Below are 17,154 nucleotides of genomic sequence, written 5' to 3'. Positions count from 1 at the left end.
CGGCAGGCGCTCCGCGGCGGGGCGGGTCGTACCGCGACAAGATAGCGCTACATTTCCTACTAAACGCACAGAATCGGGCGATTCACCCCTCGATATTCGACTCACGACACCCGACTCGCGAAATCAGGCTCACTACCGGACCCGGACCGGTGTCAGACCTCGGGACGCAGCATCGGCGGATTGAGCAGGGTGGCGCCGCCGGCCCGGAACAGCTGGGCGGGGCGGCCGCCTTGGCGGGTCGTGGTCCCGCCGGACGGCACCAGGAAGCCCGGGGTGCCGGTCACCTTGCGGTGGAAGTTGCGCGGATCCAGCGCCACGCCCCAGACGCCCTCGTACACCCGGCGCAGCTCACCCACGGTGAACTCGGGCGGGCAGAAGGCGGTGGCCAGCGAGGAGTACTCGATCTTCGACCGGGCGCGCTCCACACCATCGGCGAGGATCCGGCCGTGGTCGAAGGCGAGCGGGGTCTGCTGCTCGTCCGAGTGCGGCGGGGCTCCCTCCGGTTCGAGGAGTTCCTCCACCGGCGCCCAGCGCGCGCTGTTGGCATCGCCACCCGGCCGGGGCGCGGGAAGATCGGGCGCCAGGGCGAGATGGGCGACGCTGACCACCCGCATCCGGGGGTCGCGGCCCGGGGCGCCGTAGGTGGCGAGCTGTTCGAGGTGGGCGCCGCTCGTCTCCGCCGGAGGCGTACCCGCGTCATGGGCGCACAACCCGGTCTCCTCGGCGAGTTCCCGGCGGGCCGCGGCGCCGAGGTCCTCGTCCTCCCGTACGAAGCCGCCCGGCAGCGCCCAACGCCCTTGGAACGGCTGCTCCCCGCGCCGCACGACGAGCGCGCACAGCGCGTGGCGGCGCACGGTGAGCACCACGAGGTCGACGGTGACGGCGAAGGGCGGAAAGGCCGAGGGGTCGTAGGGCGACATGCCGCGCATCATAGTCGTCTTCCTGACGATAAGCACGCCCTACAGACCGGCCCGAGGGCGGTCTTCCGTCAGGTTCCGCGGTTCCGCGAGCACTTCCGCGTGATGATCCACGCGATCCGGTGCGCGTGATCGCGCGCACCGGATCACCGGCGGTCACGTCGACCGCAGCTGCTTCGAGGCCCCGTGCTCGGCGGCGACGGGGGCGTCATGGGCGCCGAGGCGCAAGTGTTCGACGTGGTAGAGGGCCTGGTCGAGGAGCTCGGCGACATGGTTGTCGTACAGGGCGTAGACGATGGACCGCCCGTGGCGTTCGCCGGTGACCAGACCGAGGTTGCGCAGCAGGCGCAGCTGGTGGGAGCAGGCGGAGGCTTCCATACCGACCGCGTCGGCCAGCTCGCTCACCGAGCAGGGCCCCTCCTGCAGGCGGGCCAGGATGTAGAGCCGGGACGGGGTGGACAGAGCCTGGAGGGTGGCGGCGACATCGGCGGTGCCCACCGCGTCAAGGCGCTCGCGGGTGGTGGCGCTGCTGGCGGTGCCGGTTCCGTGACCCATGGACCTCATCATACCGAGAACACATGAAGACCTGTTCATGTGTTCGTGTATGGTGATGACATTACCCCGGTTCGACCGTGCGGGGTCGTTCCGTTTCGCCCGTGAAGGGTCGGTTCTGTCATGCCCTCCGTCCTCGATCAGCGGCCCGCGCCGCCCGTCGCCGCGCACCGCTCCTCGGCCATCCGCCGCCGGACGCGGCTGCTGGCGCTGCCGGAGGCCCGCTGGGCGGTCGCGGCCCTGGTGCTGTTCCTGACCGGCCTGCCCGTACACCTGCTGGGCGGCCCGGCATGGCTGTGGGGAACGCTGTTCGCCGCCACCTGTGCCACCGGCGGCTGGGAGCCCGGATGGGAGGGGCTGAAGGCCCTCAGGGACAAGACCTTGGACGTGGACCTGCTGATGGTCGTCGCGGCCCTGGGAGCCGCCGCGATCGGACAGGTCCTCGACGGCGCGCTGCTGATCGTCATCTTCGCCACCTCCGGTGCCCTGGAGGCCGTCGCCACCGCGCGGACCGCCGACTCCGTGCGTGGTCTGCTCGACCTCGCCCCGGCCACCGCCACCCGGCTGCTGCCCGACGGCACCGAGGAGACGGTCGAGACGGAGCGCCTGGCGGTCGGGAACACGATCCTGGTGCGGCCCGGCGAACGGGTCGGCGCGGACGGCCGGGTCATCGACGGGGCCAGTGACGTCGACCAGGCCACCATCACCGGCGAGCCGCTGCCGGTGGCCAAGCAGGTCGGTGACGGGGTGTTCGCCGGCACCGTCAACGGCACCGGCGCCCTGCGGGTCCAGGTCGAGCGCGACCCGTCGGACTCGGTGATCGCCCGGATCGTGAGGATGGTCGAGGAAGCCTCCGAGACCAAGGCCCCCACCCAGCTGTTCATCGAGAAGATCGAACAGCGCTACTCGATCGGCATGGTGGCCGCGACCCTCGCTGTCTTCGCGATCCCGCTCGCCTTCGGCGACGCCCTCTCCGCCGCCCTGCTACGAGCCATGACGTTCATGATCGTGGCCTCGCCGTGCGCGGTCGTCCTGTCCACCATGCCGCCGCTGCTGTCCGCCATCGCCAACGCCGGCCGCCACGGCGTCCTCGCCAAGTCCGCCGTCGTCATGGAGCGCCTCGGCCGGATCGACACCGTCGCCCTGGACAAGACCGGCACCCTTACCGAGGGCACCCCCCGCGTCACCGACCTGCGCCCGCTGCCCGGCAGCGGCCTGGACCAGGACAGCCTGCTGATGCTGGCGGCATCCGCCGAGCACCCCAGCGAACACCCGCTCGCGCGTGCCGTGGTCGCCGCCGCCCGCGAACGCGGCCTGCCGCTGACCGGCGTCGAGGACTTCACCTCCGCACCGGGCCGGGGCGTCACCGCCACCGTCGACGGCCGCACCGTCACGGTCGGCGCCCCCGCCCGGCTCCTGGACGCCGCCGGCCACCAGCCCGGGCGAGCCGTGGTGGCCGAGCTGGAAGAGGCCGGACGGACCGCCGTCGCCGTCCTGCGCGACCAGGAACCGGTGGGCGTGCTCGGGATCGCCGACCGGCTGCGACCGGACGCGGCGGCCACCGTCGCCGCCCTCACCCGGCTGACCGGTCGCACGCCCATCCTGCTGACCGGCGACAACGAACGCGCCGCCCGGCACCTGGCCGCCGAGGTCGGCATCACCGACGTCCGCGCCGGACTGCTGCCCCAGGACAAGGTGGCGGCCGTCCAGGAGTGGGAAGCCCAGGGACGCCGGGTGCTGGTGGTCGGCGACGGCGTCAACGACGCCCCCGCCCTGGCCGCCGCCCACTCCGGGATCGCGATGGGCAAGGCCGGCTCCGACCTCGCCCTGGAGACCGCCGACGCCGTGGTCGTGCGCGACGAACTCGCCGCCATCCCCTCGATCGTGCAGCTCTCCCGCACCGCACGCCGCTTCGTCATCCGGAACCTGGCCCTCGCCGGCGCGTTCATCGCCGTCCTGGTGGCCTGGGACCTGATCGGCGCCCTGCCCCTGCCCCTGGGGGTCGCCGGCCATGAGGGCTCCACCGTCATCGTCGGCCTCAACGGCCTGCGCCTGCTACGCGAGTCCGCCTGGCCCCGACCCACCAAGCCCACAGCATGAGCAGTCGCCCTCGCCGCACCGCCACCGCCACGGCCTGCCGAGGGCCCGCCAGGGTCACCGCTCCTGGTGGCACATGCCTTCCTCCAGCTCCTGGATGCCACCGTCGCCGGAGGCCACGCAGATCCAGCGGGTCGGCTCCTCCTGGTACGCCCAGCCGGCCGGGTCGGCCAGAAGATCGGCCAGGGCCTGCCCGGTGACCTCCTCGCCGGACAGTTCCGCCGGCCACGTCCCTCCTTCCTCCCTCCCCGCACGGTCAGTCCGGTGCGGTGATCTCGACGCGATCACTCTCCCCGTCCGAGAGGAACGAGGCCAGCGCCTGCCCCTGTTCGGCGCTCTCGGAGCGCTCGGCCCGGGTGAGGCGGCGCAGCGGGGTGACGGTGACGGTGGCGTCCCGGCCGACGTCCCAGGTCGCGGCGACCCGCCCGTCGACCAGGACGACGCGCTCACCGGCGACCGACAGACCGCGGTGGGCGTCGTCGATGATCCTGCCGCGATACCGGTAGCCGAGGATCGCGCTGTCGAAGGCCGGCAGGAACCGCAACGGGGCAGGCGCGTCGGGGCCGGGCCGCGGGGCGTCGGGCAGATCCAGCAGTTCCCTCCCGTGCTCGTCGCGGAAGCCGACCAGCTCCGGGCGCACGGCGGCCACCGCGGCGGGCAGCCCGGCCAGGCCGCACCAGGCCCGGAGGTCGGCCGAGGTGGCGGGGCCGTACGCGGCGAGGTAGCGCCTCACCAGGGTCTGGCCGACCGGGTCGGAGCCGTCCGGGGCGGGCGGGGCGATCTCGCGGCCGAGCCAGGCGGAGAGCAGGACATTGCGCACTCCGGCCTTGGTGCGCCACAGCCCACGGGGCGGGATCTGCGCGACGGGGAGCAGGGCGGCGACCAGCATCTCGCCCAGCGCCCGCCGCCCCGCCGGCCACCGCCCTTCCACGGCCCGCACCAGCTCGCCCATGGTGCGGGGCTCGGCGTCGGCCATCACCGCCCGCCCCGCCGCGGCGAGTTCGTCCAGATCGACCCCGGCGAGTTCGCGGCGGTACGTCCCCAGGACCCGCTGGCGCAGCATGGCGTCATGGCGGGACCGCCAGCCCAGGGCGTCCTCGGCGGTGACGAGGTGGACGGTGCGGCGCATGAGATGGGTCCGCACCACACGCCGTCCGGCCAGTGCATCGGACAGGTGCGAGGGGTCGAAGGCGCGCAGCCTCGACCAGAGTCCGACGAATGGCTCCTGAGGCTCCTGCGCCTGCAGACCGCCGAGGTGGGAAACAGCGTCCTCGACAGGCATGTCGGCCGGGTCGAGCAGCAGTTGCCGGGCGAGTGTCGCGCGGCCCAGGGCCCTGTCGCTCAGAACAGTCATCCGCTCACCATCTCCAGGAAGACTCGGTTCGATCAGGTGCGGTTCGGTCCAGTGACCACCATCGCAGCGGATGAGGTCAGATGGTGACCGCTTCTCGGAGCAGCTGCCATCACCAGCGGCGCTCGCATCCAGGAGGCCGCCGCCCGCGCGCCGACCACCGTCCGGCAGGTCCTGCCCGCCCGGCCGTCCCCGCCCGGGGCACCGAGCGACGGCGATGGCCGGTCAGCCGCCGAGCCGGAGGCCCGGGGCGGCGGCCTCGACCAGCCCCAGCCCGATCCCGCCGACCCGGACGGCGAGGGGCTCCCCCGCGACGGCGAGCCCGGAGAGCCGGAACGCGCCCAGGGGCGCGGAGCGCAGCGGCCGTACCGCGAGGAGCCCCGCCGGTACGTCCGGGCGGATGCCCGCAGCCGTGGTGAGCAGGTGCACGGCCGAGGCCGCGGAGAGGGCGGAGGGGCGGCAGGCGGCCGGATGCGGCACCGGGGCGCCGCCCGCCGTGTGCCGGCCCCCGCCGTACATCTCCGGCAGCCGGTACGCGAAGGCCTCCGCGGCCCGCACCAGGCCGTCGAGCAGGGCGGCCGCCTCCTGCTCGTGACCGCTCGCCGCGAGCCCCGCGACGGCGACGGCCGTCTCGTACACCCGTACCGCACCGGTGCGGTGGCCGAACGGGTTGAAGCCCGGCTCAACCTCGCCGAGCCCCCGCAGTCCCCAGCCGGAGTCCAGGGCGGGGCTGCCGAGCAGCCGGGCGAGCCGCCCGGTGCGGACCGGGTCGAGCAGTCCGCACGCCGGTCGCACGCCGTCGCCGAGGCCGGTATCCAGCAGATGGGCGGCGGCACCGCCGAGGTGCGGGCGCGGTCCGCCCGGGGTGCGTACGGCCACCGGCCGGCCGCCGCCCCGGTCGTCGATCCAGAAGTCGGCGCGGAACCGGGTGGGCAGCCGGCCGGCCCAGGACCGCCACTCCTCCGCGCCCGGGCGGCCGCACGCCTCCAGCAGGTCGGCGCCGAGCATGGCGGCCCGGTGCGCGTGCGCCTGCGTCTCGGCGCGGAGTACCCGGACAGAGCCCGGCTCCGGCACATAACCGTCCTCGTCCGCTGCGGCCCGCAACCAGCGCAGGCAGCGCTCGGCGGCGGGCAGCAGTTCGGCGAGCTCACCGTCGGGCAGCCCCCAGCGGCGGGCCTCGGCCAGCACCACCGGGAACGCCAGGGTGGCTTCGGTGCCGGTGCATACGGGAGGCAGCCCGGGCCCGCCGTCGCGCAGCGGCCCGGGGATGAACCCGGCCCCTTCCCCCGGCGCGGTGTGCTGGGTCCGCGCCAGCGCCCGCAGCGTCCCGGCCGCCGCCCCGGTGCCCAGTGGGAGAGCCATCCGCGCGGCCCGCAGCGCCTCCGCCGGCACCGGGCGGGCGCGCCAGGGGACACCCGCGGCGAGCAAGGCGCGGCCGGGATGGGCAGGGTCACGCAGCAGCAAGGCTCACAGGTCGGCGACGCCCGCCGCCAACAGCCGCTCCACCCGCGGATCGTCCGCCTCGGCACGGGCGTCGGAGAAGCAGCGACCACCGCTCGCTCCCTCGGCCGCGAGCGCACCACCGACGGTGGGATGGAGGTGGCCGGGGCCGCCACGGGGCAGGAGGGACGAGCGGACCCGCAGCTCGATGGTGCGCTCCTCCCCCGGTCCGAGATCGAGCAGCCAGCGCAGCACCCCGGCCGAGGCGAGGGTGTCGTCCGGAGCCGGCTCGGCGGTGACGGAGGCCCAGCCGACCGGAGCCGACCAGCGAAGCCCCGCACCATGGACCGCGGCGGGCGGCTCGGGACAGGGGCGCCCCGCCGCGATCGTGCCCAACTCGGCGAGGTCGGCGCCGAGGAGGAGTTCGACCGGCAGGCGCAGCACCCGGTCGAGTGTGCTGCGCAGGCTGATCCGCTCGGACCCGTCGGCGTCTCTGCTCCGCTCCACCACGATCGCGGGATCCGGCCCACCTCCGGCCGGCGCCTGGACCAGCGCCATGAACCGGGTCGAACCCGCTCCCACCATGCCTGCCTGGACGGTGACCGGCTCCCGGCCCGCGACCCGGAGCCGTGCCCGGACGAGGACGCGTCGACCCGCGTGGTACACCCCGTCGACACCGTGCCCGGTGAGCTGGCCATGAGGCGGGGAGAGGGCGAAGGCGGGCATGGCGACGCTGGCGAGCGACTCGTGGACCGGTGGCGGCCCGCCATACCGAGTGGACGACGCCCCGGGCGCTCCCCGGCCGGGCCACGGTGACGCCTGCCGAGGCAGGGTGCGCCACAGACCGGGTGCCGGACCAGGAACCGAATCGGAGGCCGGATCGGGATGAGGGAGGTCCATGGAGGGGTGAGAGGGCCTTCTGTGTGCTCCGGACAGCCGCTGGACGTACGGCGGCACGGGTCAGGCGACTCCGCCACCAGGGTCAACGGCCAGGCAGACCATCCGGTCACGCCGAGCCCCCCGCCACCGCCCATGCACCTCCTTCCGACAGCTACGTCACCATCCACCACCGTCGCCATCCCCTGATCACCTCTCATCGAGCCCCGTCACACCCAGCCCGCCCCGACCGGCCGCGCCCCGACCCGACTCGGCCGAACCGGCCACCCGCGGCGGTCGGCAGGTCGGCAGGTCGGCAGGTCGGCAGGTCGGCAGGTCGGCAGGCAACGGAACCAGTTCGCGGCCAGGCCGTTCGAAGCGTCGGCCACGTACGACAGCTCCGGCCGCCAGGCGACGGGGTCGGCTCAGCGCCCGGTCCAGCGCGCCCCGACATCCAGGGTTCACGTGCGGCTCTCCGTACGATCTCCCTCCTCTCCCCGGCCCGCCGCGCGGAGGCCGCTGCTCGGCACTCCGCCGACCGTGCGGGCCGCCTTCGTCGGTGCCGAACCGGCGGCCGGTCGTGAGGCATCAGCCCTCCGAGCTCCCGCCGCCGGCCGGACCCTGGCAGCGCGCGGCGCACCGGTCCTCCGGCCGCCGTCGCCGCCGTCACCGGCCCCGGCCCGGGTCCGAAGCCGGGTCCGGGTCCTGGTCCTGGTCCGGACGGCCCCGGGCTCCGGGGGACGGGCGGAGGCCACCGCACCCTCCTCCGCCGCCACCCGCACCTCGCGCTCCTTCCGAAGGCACTGGCGCAACGACTCGGGGTCCAGGTTCTCGTTGCACGCCTGGTGCAGCAGCCTGGCGAAGACGTACTCGGGGTCCACCTCCAAGGCCAGCCCCAGCGCGATCCGGGCGGCCGGCTCGTCGCCGGTCGACCAGGACACCCAGCCGGCCAGGGTCAGCGGGGCGGCCGAGTGCTCGACGTAGGCGCCCACACAGCGGCGGGACAGCGCGCGCCAGAGCCGCAGCGCGGCGGGCGCGCCGGGCCCCTCCATCCACTCCGCAGCGCGGTCCCGCGTCAGCCGGTCCTGCAATCCGAGGATGACCGAGGCCGCCTCCCGGTGGCCGAGCAGCCCGTCGTCGTGGGTGTCGGCGGCGGCGGAGTCGCCGCCGGGCGGGTTCTGCGCGAGCCGCCGCATCAGCTCCTCGGCGAGCCGCAGGGTGTCCTCCCGCACCCCGTCCCGGCCCTGTTCGCCCAGGATGGCCGGCACCAGGGCCGCCCCCGCCTCGTCCAGCGCCCGCAACTGCTCGTCGGCGGCCCGGGTGCCCCGGTCCCAGGGGCGCAGCCGGGCCTGGAAGTCCCGTAGCGAACCGCGGACCTGGATGCCCGCGTAGGTCGCGGCGGCGGCCATCACCGAGGTGCCCGGCGCCACCAGCGGGGTGCCGTCGGGCGGGCAGCAGCGGCTGTCCGGGCAGCAGTAGGACCAATAGCGGCCGTCCGAGACGCACAGCGCCTCATACACCGGCACGTCGAGCGCGCCGCAGGCGGTGCGCAGCCGCTGGGCCAGCGGACGCAGCCGCTCCATGACCCGCAGGGCGGACTCGCCCTCCGCGGGGTCCTGGCAGAGGAACGCCACGATGCCGTCCGGACGGGTGCCGCGCCGCTCGCCCCCTTCGACCAGCGCCTCGGCGAGCTGGTCGGCGACGGAGGGCCATTCGCGGGCCGAGCGCGGAATGCCCAGCCGCACCCGGCCGCCGAACCTGCCCCGGTCACCGTGGAGCGCGACCAGCACGATGGAGTCGGTCGGGTGGTAGCCCAGCATGTACGGCAGGGCATCGGCCAGCTCGGCGGGGCCGCGCAGGGTGATCTGCTCCACGGCCCCTGGCCGGGACTCCGGTCGGCCGGCCGCCCACCCGCCGGACCGGTGGTCCGACGACTGGTCGTCGGAGCGCTTGCCGTGGTCGTCGCCGGGCTCGGGGGGCGCGACGGGCCCGGAGGACTCGGAGGAACCGGCGGGGACGAGCGGCATGGCTGCTCCGGTGGGGTCGGTGACGCGGTCGGTGGGAAGGGCGGGCTCGGAGTGCTCGGGGAGGGGAAGAGGGCGGTCGTGCGGCTGGGGGCTGTCCTGTCGTTCGCTCATGGCCGAGACCGTCCCGCACTCCGCAAGCCCCCGTCGACCCCTGTGGACAGCGTTGTCCACAGGGGTCGACACCGCCGCCCACCAGGGGTTATCGGAGACCTCCGCCCTCGTCGGAGCCGTGGTGGCGAGTCCTGGCCACGGTGGCCGCCGGGGTTCGCCGAATGTCAGAGCCGTGCTGTTGCATGGGGGCATGGAGCACACGAGCGAGGCAGCAGCACCCCAGGATCTCCGCGCGGCGGCCGACGCCGTGCTCGCCCGCCTGGTCGGGGACGAGAGCGGGACGGCGCGGTTGCGCGAGGACCAGTGGCGGGCGATCGAGGCGCTGGTCGCGGACCGCCGCCGCGCGCTGGTGGTACAGCGCACCGGATGGGGCAAGTCCGCGGTGTACTTCGTCGCCACCTCGCTGCTGCGCGCGCAGGGCGCCGGGCCCACGGTGATCGTCTCGCCGCTGCTGGCGCTGATGCGCAACCAGGTGGACGCTGCCGCCCGGGCCGGGATCCGCGCCCGCACGATCAACTCCTCCAACACCGAGGAGTGGGAGGCGATCCACCAGGAGGTGGCCACGGGCGAGGTGGACGTGCTGCTGGTGAGCCCCGAGCGGCTGAACAACCCCGACTTCCGCGACCAGGTGCTGCCCCGGCTGGCGGCGGCGACCGGGATGCTGGTCGTCGACGAGGCGCACTGCGTCTCCGACTGGGGCCATGACTTCCGGCCCGACTACCGGCGGCTGCGGACCATGCTGGCCGAGCTGCCGGACGGGGTCCCCGTGCTGGCGACGACCGCCACGGCCAACGCCCGGGTGACCTCCGACGTGGCCGAGCAACTGGGCACCGGGGCGGGCGGTGACGCGCTGGTGCTGCGCGGCCCGCTGGACCGCGAGAGCCTGGCCCTGGGAGTGCTGCGCCTGCCGGACGCGGCGCACCGCCTCGCCTGGCTGGCCGACCATCTGGACGCGCTGCCGGGGTCCGGCATCATCTACACGCTGACCGTGGCGGCGGCCGAGGAGGTCACGGCCTATCTGCGGCAGTGCGGGCACACGGTGGCCTCCTACACCGGGCGCACCGAGGACGCGGACCGCCGGCAGGCGGAGGAGGATCTGCTGGCCAACCGCGTCAAGGCGCTGGTGGCCACCTCGGCGCTGGGCATGGGGTTCGACAAGCCCGATCTGGGGTTCGTGGTCCACTTCGGCTCGCCGTCCTCGCCCATCGCGTACTACCAGCAGGTGGGGCGCGCCGGGCGCGGAGTCCGGCACGCGGAGGTGCTGCTGCTGCCCGGCGCGGAGGACGAGGCCATCTGGCAGTACTTCGCCTCGGTGGCCTTCCCGCCCGAGGAGCAGGTGCGCCGGACGCTCGATGTGCTGGCCCGCGCCGAGCGCCCGCTGTCGCTGCCGGCGCTGGAGCCGCTGGTGGAGCTGCGCCGCACCCGGCTGGAGACGATGCTGAAGGTGCTGGACGTGGACGGCGCGGTCCGGCGGGTGAAGGGCGGCTGGACGAGCACCGGCACGCCCTGGGCGTACGACACCGAGCGGTACGCGTGGGTGGCCCGCCAGCGCTCGGCGGAGCAGCAGGCGATGCGGGAGTACGCCGTGTCGGAGGGCTGCCGGATGGAGTTCCTGCGGCGACGGCTGGACGACGAGGAGGCGGCCCCCTGCGGCCGCTGCGACAACTGCGCGGGGCCCCGCTTCGACACCAAGGTGTCACCGGCCGCGCTGGACGCCGCGCGCGGTGAGCTGGGGCGTCCCGGGGTCGAGGTGGAGCCGCGCCGGATGTGGCCGACCGGGCTGCCGGCGGCGGGGGTGGAGCTGAAGGGCCGTATCCCGGCGTCGGAGCAGTCGTTCGCGGGCCGGGCACTGGGCCGGCTGTCGGACATCGGGTGGGGCAACCGGCTCCGGCCGCTGTTCGCCCCGGGCGCGCCGGACGGGCCGGTGCCGGACGATGTGGGGGACGCGGTGGTGCGGGTGATGGCCGACTGGGCGCGCGGCCCGGGTGGCTGGGCCTCCGGCGCTGCCGACGCCCCGTCACGGCCCGTCGGGGTGGTGACGGTCCCCTCGCGCGGCCGGCCGGAGCTGGTGGGTTCGCTGGGCCGCCGGATCGCGGAGGTGGGGCGGATGCCGCTGCTGGGCGCTCTGCGGTACGCGCCCGGCCCGTCGGACCGGCTGTCCCGGACCAACAGCGCCCAGCGGGTGCTGGGGCTGCATCACGCGTTGGAGGTACCGGCGGAGCTGGCCTCGGAGTTGGCGGCGGCGAGCGGGCCGGTGCTGCTGGTGGACGATCTCACCGACAGCGGGTGGACGCTCGCGGTAGCGGCCCGACTGCTGCGCGGAGCCGGAGCGGAGGGGGTGTTTCCGCTGGTCCTCGCCGCACAGGGATGATCGGCCGCGCGGGCCGCCGACGGGCCTTCGGAGGGCCTTGGGCCGCTCCCGGGAGCGCGGGAAGGCATCAGCCGCCTGGGAACGGGCAGGATATGAGTGTCATACCAACCCATTCCCGGCGTCGGCCCCAATTGCTCGTTGCCGCTGGCCCGTTCCGCCAGGAACAATTGGAATCCGCTCCCCGTGCGGCCCATTCGCCCTGGAAGGGCCATGCCGGTGCGTCCCTCACTCGACCCTGCCGCCCTTGTGGGCGCGTATGCGAAGGGAGGACCGTGACCTTCGGATTCGCCCCGTCCACTGCCACTTCCATCGACTCTCCGGACCATTCCGCGAGCAGCCTTGCCAGGATGCTCCAGCCGACGGAGTGGGCGGCGGCGGGCATCCCCCTGCTGCGCAGCCCGCGCGAGATCGTCAGCGGTCTGCACGCCCGCCACCATCCGACCCCCGCCACCGCCGTGGTGGCCGTGCTCGACCAGGAGGAACGGCTCACCGCCAGCGCCTCCTTCGCCCGGCGCCCCGTACCGGCGGACGGCTGGGAGTTCCGTAACGCGCTGCTCTCGCATCTGCGCCGGGTCATCCCGCACGACCTGCGCCGCCGCACTCCGGTGCGCACGGCGGTGCTGCTCTACTGCCGAGAGGGCGACGAGCGCTGGACCGAGGAGGACGGGGCGTGGATGTGGGGGCTGCGGGACGCCTGCACCCTGCACGGGCTGCGCTGCGGCGCGTACATCACCCTGACCAAGGGCGGTTGGCAGGTGCTGGGCGAGGGCCGGGGAGGCCGGCGGCCGCACTCCGCGTCACCCCCGAGCGACCTGGCCGATCCGGCGCCGGAGGGATTGCTCGCGGTACCGCGCGGGGCGGGCGGTGCCCCCGAGGCGCTGCGCCGCTCGGCGGCCCGCTGAGCCCCCCTCAGACGGCTCGACCGGGCTGCGCTGGGCTCGGCTCCGTACCGCCGACCGGGGCGAACCACCGGTCACCGCACAGCCGTACGCGGCCGGCACCCTGATGGTGCCGGCCGCGTACGGGCCGTTCGTCGGGCGCTGCCATGGGGCGCCCGGCGGCGAGGACCGATCGGTGTCCGGGCGGCGGGCGCCCGGGCGACCGCTCAGACCCCGGCGCCCAGAACCGAGTTGACGCGCTCCGAGTCGCCGCAGACGACCAGCAGGGCGGTGGCCCGGGTCAGTGCGGTCGGCAGGGTGCGAGCGGCCGCGTCGTCGTCGCCGCCGTTCAGGGCGACCACCACCACCGGCCGGTCGGAGGCACGGGTGGCGGCGGTGGCGTCCGCGAAGAACACGTCCTCCCCGGCGTCGTGCTGCGCCCAGTAGGACGCCTCGCCGAAGGACAGTTCATGGGCGGCCCAGGGGTGCTGCTCACCGGTGGTGAGCACCAGGATGTCGCCGGGCGCACGGCCGGTGTCCAGCAGCAGGTCCACCGCCTCCTCGGCGGCGTCGAGCGCGCCGTCCACCGGGGCGAGGATCAGCTGGATCTGGGGCCCGGAGCCCTGCGTCGCGGAACGATTCTCCACCCGCGGGCCGGGAGCCGGAGCGGTGGAGCCGTGCTGGCGCTGGGCGGGCGGCGCCGGCCGGGCGGGGCCGGGGCCCGGACGTCCGGGACGCGGCGCGGAAGCGGAGCGCGGGCCGGGGACGGCTCGCGGACCGGGTACGGGTCGAGGGGTCGGCGCGGTACGGCCTGCGGCCGGGGTGGCGCGGGGACCCTGGGCACTCTCGGGAATCTGAGGCTCCTCGGGGATGAGAGGCATGGATGGTTGTCTGTCAGACGCCGGCCGAAACGACGGCGGCGGGTGGTGCTTGCACGCGGCACGGGGGGCGGTCGGTCAGGGCCGCCGGCCGTCCGCGAGCGGTCGGAAGTCGACCGATCGGAAGCCGAGCAGTCGGAAGTCGATCGGTCGGGAATCGAGCAGTCGGAAGTCGATCGGTCGGGAATCGAGCAGTCGGGATCGGAGCGGTCGAAGTCGAGCGGTCGGGGGTCGAGCGGTCGACGTCGGATGGTCGAAACCGAACGGTCGAAGGTCGAGCGGTTCGCGTCAGAAGTCGAAGCCGAGTTGGCCCCCGCTTTCCCGTTCGGCCGCCTGGGGTGGGATGCGGACCTTCTTGAGGTGCCGCCACTGGGGCAGCCCGTCGAGATAGGCCCAGCTGAGCCGGTGGTAGGGCGTGGGCCCCCACTCGTGGAGCGCCGCTTTGTGCACCGGCGAGGGGTAACCGGCGTTGGCCCCGAACCCGAAGGCGGCGTACTGCGCCGACTCCGCCTCCAGTTCGGCCATCATCGCGTCCCGGCGCACCTTGGCGATGACGGAGGCCGCCGCGACGGCGACACAGGACTGGTCGCCCTTGATCACCGTACGCACCTGCCAGGGCACCCCCAGGTAGTCGTGCTTGCCGTCCAGTATCACCGCGTCCGGCCGCACCGGCAGCGCGTCCAGGGCGCGGACGGCGGCCAGCCGCAGCGCCGCGGTCATCCCGAGCTCGTCGATCTCCTCCGGAGAGGCATGGCCGAGGGCGTGCGAGGTGACCCACTTCTCCAGCTCCACGGCGAGTTCGGCGCGGCGCTTGGGGTTGATGAGCTTGGAGTCGGTCAGCCCGGCGGGCGGCCGGCGCAGACCGGTGACGGCGGCGCAGACCGTGACGGGCCCGGCCCACGCCCCGCGTCCGACCTCGTCGACCCCGGCGATGGTCTTGGCGCCGGTGGTCGCTCGGATCGAGCGTTCGACGGTGTGGGTGGGAGGTTCGTACGGCATGGCGCCAGACAGGTTACGCCGCCCGGCCCGGCCCGCGATACCCGGATTGCCCTACGGGACCCCGGCCGCTCCCGTACCGCCGGTTACCCGCCCCCGCAGCATCGGACATCTGCCCCCTTACCGGCCGGTATCCACCCCCCGGCACCACCCGGTATCCCCCCACGACACCGCCCGGCATCCGCCCCGGGGCACCGTCGGGTATCCATGCCCCCAAAGGCCGCGCGCGAGAGGCGTGGAGGCATAGAGGGCTCAGCGGGCGCCGGGGCGCAGCAGCGGCACCAGCACCTGGTCGACGAGCTCCGCGACCTCCGTGTCCGGCCACTCGCTCCCGTGCACCTTCGAGCGGTACATCAGCAGGGCGGGGAGCACATCCACGACCAGCCCGTCGCCGCTGTCCGCCCGGACGTCGCCCCGCTCGCGGCCACGGTCCAGCACCATGCGGATCAGCCGGGTTCCGGGATCGATGACGCCCGTTCGGATGAGGCCGTGGAACCGTTCGCCGCCCGCGCCGTCGCATTCGTGAAGCACCGAGCGAAGCGCCGTGCCCGACGCGGAGAACATCGCGTCCCGGATCATCCGGCACAGGGCGTGGAGGTCCTCGCGCACCCCGCCGAGGTCGGGGACCTCGTCCAGCGCCGGCAGCGCGGCCCGGAGCGCGTCCGCGACCAGATCCTCCTTGCCTGACCAGCGGCGATAGACGGCCGCCTTGCCGGTCCGCGCGGCGGCGGCCACCCCTTCCATGGTCAGGCCGTTCCAGCCGACCCGAGCCAGCTCCGCGAGGGCGGCTTCGAGGATGGCCCGCTCCAGCACGGCGCCGTGCCGGCGGCAGGCCGTGCGCTCGTGGTGGGCGTCCTCGGTGCGGGTGTTCGCCATCGGCAACTCTCCATCGGTCACGGGCCGGGCGCGGGGCCGGCCCGGAGCGGCACCGGACGGCTGATGCCGCCCGGCAACCCCCCGCGGCGGTGATTCAGTGAACGCTTGCGTTCCCTGACGGGGACTCACTACCGTGGCGAGCGCAGTGAACGCCCCCGTTCACTGCATTACCCTGGGGGGAACCATAGTGACAATTTCCGCGCCGGAGACCCAGCGGGAGCGCAGCGGACCGGCGGCGGGGCCACCGGCCCGTGCGGGTCTGGCCCTCGCGGTCATCGCCGCCTGCCAGTTGATGGTGGTGCTCGACTCCACCATCGTGAACATCGCGCTGCCCCACATCCAGGACGCGCTCTCCTTCTCCACCACCGGCCTCTCCTGGGTGCTGAGCGCCTACACCCTCACCTTCGGCGGCCTGCTGCTGCTCGGCGGGCGCGCCGGGGACGTGCTCGGCCGCCGCCGGGTGTTCATGACCGGCATCCTGCTCTTCACCGCGGCCTCGCTGCTGGGCGGATTCGCGCAGGAGCCCTGGCAGTTGTTGGCGGCCCGGGCGCTCCAGGGGGTCGGCGGCGCGATCGCCTCCCCGACCTCGCTGGCGCTGATCACCACCACGTTCCCGGAGGGGCCGGCCCGGAACCGGGCGTTCGGCGTCTTCGCGGCCGTCTCGGCCGGTGGCGGCGCCATCGGCCTGCTGGCCGGCGGAATGCTCACCGAGTGGCTGGACTGGCGCTGGGTGCTCTTCGTCAACGTGCCGATCGGGCTGCTGATCGCCTTCCTCGCCCCGCGCTGCATCCGGGAGTCCGAGCGCCACCCCGGACGGTTCGACGTCGCGGGCGCGCTGACCTCGACGGGTGGTATGGCCTCGCTCGTCTACGGCTTCATCCGGGCCTCCGAGGAGGGGTGGCGCGACGCGCTGACCATCGGGTCGTTCGTGGCCGCCGTGATCCTGCTGGCCGCCTTCGCGGTGGTCGAGCGGCGGGCGAAGGAGCCCATCACCCCGCTGCGGATGTTCGCCGACCGCAACCGCTCGGGCACATATGTGATCATGCTCAGCCTGTCGGCGGCCATGTTCGGCATGTTCTTCTTCATCGTGCTCTTCGTCCAGAACGTGCTGGTCTACAGCCCGATCGAGGCGGGACTCGCCTTCCTGCCGGTCACCGCGGCGATCATCGTCGCCGCCGGGCTGGCGCAGCGGCTGCTGCCGGTACTGGGACCGAAGCCGTTCATGGTGTCCGGTGCGGCGATCACCGGTGCGGGGCTGTTCTGGCAGACCTTCGTCTCGCCGGACAGCACCTACCTGGGCGGCATCCTCGGGCCGCTGCTGCTCTTCGGCTTCGGCATGGGGCTGAACTTCGTCACCCTGACCCTGACGGCCGTCTCCGGGGTGGCCCCGCACGAGGCGGGCGCGGCCTCGGGTCTGCTGAACGCCACCCAGCAGGTGGGCGGTTCGCTGGGACTGTCCATCCTGGTCACCGTCTTCGGCACGGCGAGCCGCGAGGAGGCGGAGAAGCAGCTGCCCGACTTCATGGCGCAGGCCACCCCCGAGCAGTTGAAGGAGTTCGCCGCCACCCGCGAACTGCCCGCCCCCTGGGGCGGCCAGGTCCTGACGGAGGGCATCTCCACGTCCTTCATGGCCGCGGTCGCCATGGTGGCGGTGGCGCTGCTGACCGCCCTGCTCGTCGTCCGGGTACGCCGCAGTGATCTGGCGGCCCTCAGCGGAACGGCCGAGTCCGCCGGGCCGGGCCTGGGCTGACGGAGGCCTGGGGGTGAGCAGAAGAGGCCCGGGG

14 protein-coding genes are annotated in these 17,154 nt (G+C 74.4%); 4 read left to right on the top strand and 10 right to left on the bottom strand.

Annotation, left to right across the window (positions count from 1 at the left end; all coding sequences use genetic code 11):
* Nucleotides 1–152 precede the first annotated feature (152 nt).
* Nucleotides 153–920, bottom strand: a complete 768-nt coding sequence (locus tag M1O15_RS00405) for an NUDIX hydrolase (RefSeq protein ID WP_248631099.1) — start codon at nt 918–920, stop codon at nt 153–155.
* 153 nt (nt 921–1,073) lie between these two features.
* A complete protein-coding gene (locus tag M1O15_RS00400; protein WP_248631098.1) occupies nt 1,074–1,472 on the bottom strand; it encodes an ArsR/SmtB family transcription factor in 399 nt (132 codons plus the stop codon).
* Between the two features lie 120 nt (nt 1,473–1,592).
* Between M1O15_RS00400 and M1O15_RS00395 the strand changes: the two genes are divergently transcribed.
* A complete protein-coding gene (locus M1O15_RS00395) occupies nt 1,593–3,569 on the top strand; it encodes a heavy metal translocating P-type ATPase (protein WP_248631097.1) in 1,977 nt (658 codons plus the stop codon).
* Between the two features lie 54 nt (nt 3,570–3,623).
* Here the strand turns inward: M1O15_RS00395 and M1O15_RS00390 are convergent, their stop codons facing one another.
* The 5 genes from M1O15_RS00390 to M1O15_RS00375 form a co-directional block, all read right to left on the bottom strand.
* Nucleotides 3,624–3,854 carry a hypothetical protein gene (locus tag M1O15_RS00390; protein WP_248631096.1) on the bottom strand — a complete coding sequence of 77 codons (231 nt, stop codon included), beginning with the start codon at nt 3,852–3,854 and terminating at the stop codon, nt 3,624–3,626.
* Nucleotides 3,823–4,920 (bottom strand): winged helix DNA-binding domain-containing protein, encoded by a 1,098-nt coding sequence (locus M1O15_RS00385; RefSeq protein WP_248631095.1) that lies wholly within the window; start codon nt 4,918–4,920, stop codon nt 3,823–3,825. The genes M1O15_RS00390 and M1O15_RS00385 overlap by 32 nt, the downstream gene beginning before the upstream one ends.
* Nucleotides 4,921–5,142: 222 nt before the next feature.
* Entirely contained in the window at nt 5,143–6,381 is a 1,239-nt protein-coding gene (locus M1O15_RS31770) for an amylo-alpha-1,6-glucosidase (RefSeq protein WP_372499322.1), read from the bottom strand.
* A gap of 3 nt (nt 6,382–6,384) precedes the next feature.
* Nucleotides 6,385–7,083, bottom strand: coding sequence for a glycogen debranching N-terminal domain-containing protein (locus M1O15_RS31765; RefSeq protein ID WP_372499321.1), 699 nt, complete (start codon nt 7,081–7,083; stop codon nt 6,385–6,387).
* A 611-nt stretch (nt 7,084–7,694) separates the two neighbouring features.
* Nucleotides 7,695–9,371, bottom strand: a complete 1,677-nt coding sequence (locus M1O15_RS00375; RefSeq protein WP_248631094.1) for a DUF4192 domain-containing protein — start codon at nt 9,369–9,371, stop codon at nt 7,695–7,697.
* A 190-nt stretch (nt 9,372–9,561) separates the two neighbouring features.
* Here M1O15_RS00375 and M1O15_RS00370 point away from each other — a divergent pair, with 190 nt between their 5' ends.
* Nucleotides 9,562–11,742, top strand: a complete 2,181-nt coding sequence (locus tag M1O15_RS00370) for a RecQ family ATP-dependent DNA helicase (protein WP_248631093.1) — start codon at nt 9,562–9,564, stop codon at nt 11,740–11,742.
* A 272-nt stretch (nt 11,743–12,014) separates the two neighbouring features.
* Nucleotides 12,015–12,644 carry a hypothetical protein gene (locus tag M1O15_RS00365; RefSeq protein ID WP_248631092.1) on the top strand — a complete coding sequence of 210 codons (630 nt, stop codon included), beginning with the start codon at nt 12,015–12,017 and terminating at the stop codon, nt 12,642–12,644.
* A 203-nt stretch (nt 12,645–12,847) separates the two neighbouring features.
* Here M1O15_RS00365 and M1O15_RS00360 read toward each other — a convergent pair whose 3' ends face one another.
* The 3 genes from M1O15_RS00360 to M1O15_RS00350 all read right to left on the bottom strand — a co-directional run bounded on the left by M1O15_RS00360 (nt 12,848) and on the right by M1O15_RS00350 (nt 15,370).
* Nucleotides 12,848–13,501, bottom strand: a complete 654-nt coding sequence (locus M1O15_RS00360; RefSeq protein WP_248631091.1) for a hypothetical protein — start codon at nt 13,499–13,501, stop codon at nt 12,848–12,850.
* A gap of 285 nt (nt 13,502–13,786) precedes the next feature.
* Nucleotides 13,787–14,497 carry a ribonuclease HII gene (rnhB, locus tag M1O15_RS00355; protein ID WP_248631090.1) on the bottom strand — a complete coding sequence of 237 codons (711 nt, stop codon included), beginning with the start codon at nt 14,495–14,497 and terminating at the stop codon, nt 13,787–13,789.
* A gap of 249 nt (nt 14,498–14,746) precedes the next feature.
* The gene (locus M1O15_RS00350; protein WP_248631089.1) at nt 14,747–15,370 is read right to left on the bottom strand and encodes a TetR/AcrR family transcriptional regulator; all 624 of its coding nucleotides are present in this window, start codon (nt 15,368–15,370) and stop codon (nt 14,747–14,749) included.
* Nucleotides 15,371–15,629: 259 nt separating this feature from the next.
* Between M1O15_RS00350 and M1O15_RS00345 the strand changes: the two genes are divergently transcribed.
* Nucleotides 15,630–17,120, top strand: coding sequence for an MFS transporter (locus M1O15_RS00345; protein WP_282576088.1), 1,491 nt, complete (start codon nt 15,630–15,632; stop codon nt 17,118–17,120).
* Nucleotides 17,121–17,154: the final 34 nt, after the last annotated feature.

Source organism: Streptomyces lichenis (assembly GCF_023218175.1).
GTDB lineage: Bacteria > Actinomycetota > Actinomycetes > Streptomycetales > Streptomycetaceae > Streptomyces > Streptomyces lichenis.
This window is presented reverse-complemented; position numbering and strand designations above follow the sequence as displayed.

Excerpts from the sequence above, each read along its gene's own strand:
- M1O15_RS00405 (WP_248631099.1), bottom strand. The coding sequence starts at position 920 with ATGTCGCCCTACGACCCCTCGGCCTTTCCGCCCTTCGCCGTCACCGTC.
- M1O15_RS00400 (WP_248631098.1), bottom strand. The coding sequence starts at position 1,472 with ATGGGTCACGGAACCGGCACCGCCAGCAGCGCCACCACCCGCGAGCGC.
- M1O15_RS00395 (WP_248631097.1), top strand. The coding sequence starts at position 1,593 with ATGCCCTCCGTCCTCGATCAGCGGCCCGCGCCGCCCGTCGCCGCGCAC.
- M1O15_RS00385 (WP_248631095.1), bottom strand. The coding sequence starts at position 4,920 with ATGACTGTTCTGAGCGACAGGGCCCTGGGCCGCGCGACACTCGCCCGG.
- M1O15_RS31765 (WP_372499321.1), bottom strand. The coding sequence starts at position 7,083 with ATGCCCGCCTTCGCCCTCTCCCCGCCTCATGGCCAGCTCACCGGGCAC.
- M1O15_RS00375 (WP_248631094.1), bottom strand. The coding sequence starts at position 9,371 with ATGAGCGAACGACAGGACAGCCCCCAGCCGCACGACCGCCCTCTTCCC.
- M1O15_RS00370 (WP_248631093.1), top strand. The coding sequence starts at position 9,562 with ATGGAGCACACGAGCGAGGCAGCAGCACCCCAGGATCTCCGCGCGGCG.
- M1O15_RS00360 (WP_248631091.1), bottom strand. The coding sequence starts at position 13,501 with ATGCCTCTCATCCCCGAGGAGCCTCAGATTCCCGAGAGTGCCCAGGGT.
- rnhB (WP_248631090.1), bottom strand. The coding sequence starts at position 14,497 with ATGCCGTACGAACCTCCCACCCACACCGTCGAACGCTCGATCCGAGCG.
- M1O15_RS00350 (WP_248631089.1), bottom strand. The coding sequence starts at position 15,370 with ATGGCGAACACCCGCACCGAGGACGCCCACCACGAGCGCACGGCCTGC.